The sequence below is a fragment of the Stieleria sp. genome (genome assembly GCF_041595215.1).
Taxonomy (GTDB): Bacteria; Planctomycetota; Planctomycetia; order Pirellulales; family Pirellulaceae; genus Stieleria; species Stieleria magnilauensis.
This window is the reverse complement of sequence record NZ_JBFHKV010001154.1, coordinates 1-2,547: the sequence shown is the minus strand read 5'-3', so window position 1 is coordinate 2,547 and position 2,547 is coordinate 1. Positions and strand designations below refer to the sequence as shown.

The 2,547-nt window shown below is 61.0% G+C and carries 3 protein-coding genes; all 3 read right to left on the bottom strand.

Annotation, left to right across the window (positions count from 1 at the left end; genetic code table 11):
• Positions 1-235: 235 nt before the first annotated feature.
• A complete protein-coding gene (locus tag ABX749_RS29135; RefSeq protein ID WP_372899132.1) occupies positions 236-1,213 on the bottom strand; it encodes a hypothetical protein in 978 nt (325 codons plus the stop codon).
• 8 nt (positions 1,214-1,221) lie between these two features.
• A complete protein-coding gene (locus ABX749_RS29130) occupies positions 1,222-2,166 on the bottom strand; it encodes a hypothetical protein (protein ID WP_372899131.1) in 945 nt (314 codons plus the stop codon).
• Between the two features lie 74 nt (positions 2,167-2,240).
• Positions 2,241-2,547: YfbK domain-containing protein (locus ABX749_RS29125; protein ID WP_372899130.1), on the bottom strand; the 307-nt coding region annotated here is incomplete at its 5' end.

Sequence of the window (2,547 nt, the reverse complement as noted above, 5' to 3'; positions counted from 1 at the left end):
GGATACTCGGTTCGCTGCCGCTAACAACAACGAAAGGTGTTAGCGGAACGGCGCGAGCCGTCCGGTGGGCAGCTCAATGATACGTTGAAAGACCGGAGGGTTCGCGCCTGCCGCGAACAGCCACGAAAGGTGTTAGCGGAATGGCGCGAGCCGTCCGGTGGGCAGCTCAACGACACGTTGAAAGACCGGAGGGCTCGCGCCTGCCGCGAACAACAACGCAAGGTGACTCGGAGCGCTAGCTTCCGGCGGCGAGGATCAGCAGCAATAGCATGCCGATGGCGGCGACGATCAGGGCGACGGCGATCATTTTGATCAGCGATTTCGGTGAGGTGCCGACCATCAGACGGATGTCCTGGCCGCAGATCACCACGCGGTACAACCGGTCTTTGTAGCGATAGGCCAGGACGTAGGCGGGCAGCGACATTCGCCGCGTGACGAGTCGGCGCAGAACGATCGCGACTTTGACGTTGCGAAAACGTGTCCCGGGGATGAAGTGTTGCTGGGCCCGCTGGGCGGCGATCCGGTGAATCGCCGCCGAAACCTCTTGCCGTGCCTGCGATCGTTGGACGTCAAACCGCTCCACGGTGGCGTCACGTTCGGCCCCTTCGGGCGTCTTCCGCTTGGTCGCCAAGTTCATCCCGCGACTGATCGCGGCCGCTTCGTTGAGGCTCAATCCGCGTGACGCGGAAACGAGGATGTCATCAAACTGGATGTTGTTCTGGCCCGAATGCGGCGCCCAGTCCGATCGGCCGGAGCCTTCGTTCGAATCGGCCGCCCAGCTGACAAAGGCCTCCGCGTCGAACACCCAAGCGACCCACCACAGCGGTTTCAGCTGGGTCAATTGCGCCGACGCGGACAAGTCCGAGGGGCGGAACCATCCCCGTGAATCGAGCCAGCCCCGCAGCGCCGCGCGGGCTTCGTCGGCCGTCACGGTGAACGGCAAGTAATGTTCGGTTTGTTCCATCGGGTCATCGATCGATTCGACTTTGACCACGTCGCCGCACATCGAGCACGAGGGGGCTTGGTGTTTCGGGTCATAGGTGATCGCTGCCCCACAACCGGTGCAACGCAGGATCTGTATCGCCAGTTTCTTCCGCTCGACGGTCTGGTCATTCAAGGCCGCTTGGCCACAGATCGCACAGCGCAGATCGCCGGACTCCAGCGGCGACTCGCAACGGGTGCAATTGAATTCAGCGATCTGTGTTTCATTCATCGTTTCGCTCATCCTTGCGCCGCCAGGAACAAGAGGAAGAGGATTCCGATCAGCAATAGCACACCGACGACCGCGAAGGTGACTTTGGCGGCCGAGACGGGGACCTTGCCCGCGACACGACCGGTTTGGCCGTTGACCAGGATTTGGATCGGCGGTCGGTCTTCGGCGTATCGCACCGCGTAGGTCCAGATCGGCAGCAACACCAAATCAATCACCTCGTGTGACAGATCGGTTTGGTATTCCAAGTTACTGTGGGAGTCTCCGGGCATGAAGTTCTTGAGCATCGCCCCGACTTTCGCAATCGTTTCGTCGTGTGCCAAACGGAAACAATCGTCTTGGGTGCGGGAGGGTTCTTCGGCAAGCCAGCCGGAGATAAACGAGTCGGCGTATCGCCGCAGGGCACGCAGGTCAAACGGTTCGACGGCCTCCAGGGCCGCATTGGTGACGCCTTGAGAGGCGCTGACGAGCACGTCCAGAACGTAGCAGCAGTGATTGCCGGACAAGGGACGCCACTCGGTTTTCGTCACTGTGCGTGTTCGCGTGACCGTCTTTCCCTTCGAATCGGTGGTCGTGTAGGTTTCGGTCTCCGTATAATTCTCGCCGATGCTTGCCGAGTACCGAGTGTTGGCGACCGCGCCATACAAGTAGGCCGGCAAGTAGACGCCTCGGGTCAGCTCCGGAACGGCGGCCTTGAAATCCGATCGCGCAAAAATATGGCTGCCGGCGACCCAGTTTTTGACCGTCTTGGTCGCGTGCTCGTGATCGACGACAAACCCGACCAGAAACGTGGGCGAGGGCCGATTGGGCGAGGGGGGACGGCTGACGATCGACGGCGACGCACAGTATGGGCAAAGCGTTGAACGCAGATGCGCCTCCAAGACGAGCCTCGCGCCGCACGATTGGCACGAAATCTCCAGCTGATCCGATGTCGAATTGGCAAGGTCAGTCGCCATGTAACTCCCGCATGCTTCGGTGGAAAACCGTCAGTGTAGCAGGCTCGGAGGAGGCGATTGCGGGGCGGAAATTTTCATTCCCCGCCGAGTTGTTTGGCTCGTCGGACCAAGGAGAGAAACTCGTCGCGGTAACCCGAGCGGTCGTCGAGGGCACCGGCGGCGGCGATTTCTTCGACCATGTCAAAGTTGCAGTCTCCCTTGTGCGGGGAGTTTCGCAGCAGCATGGCGAAGGCGGCGACAGAGGCGGCGAACTGGAAGTCGCGGTCGGTGCGGTTGAATGCCTTGCCGCTGTCTTTGACCGCAAATTCGATCAGCTCGCTTTGCTCTTCGGTCGGCGGTTTGTAGCGAAGCTTCAGCGTCAAGATCTCGCCGCTGGCGGCT

What these genes read in the sequence shown, in the direction of transcription:
- ABX749_RS29135 (WP_372899132.1), bottom strand. Translation starts at nt 1,213, where the DNA reads ATGAATGAAACACAGATCGCTGAATTCAATTGCACCCGTTGCGAGTCG.
- ABX749_RS29130 (WP_372899131.1), bottom strand. Translation starts at nt 2,166, where the DNA reads ATGGCGACTGACCTTGCCAATTCGACATCGGATCAGCTGGAGATTTCG.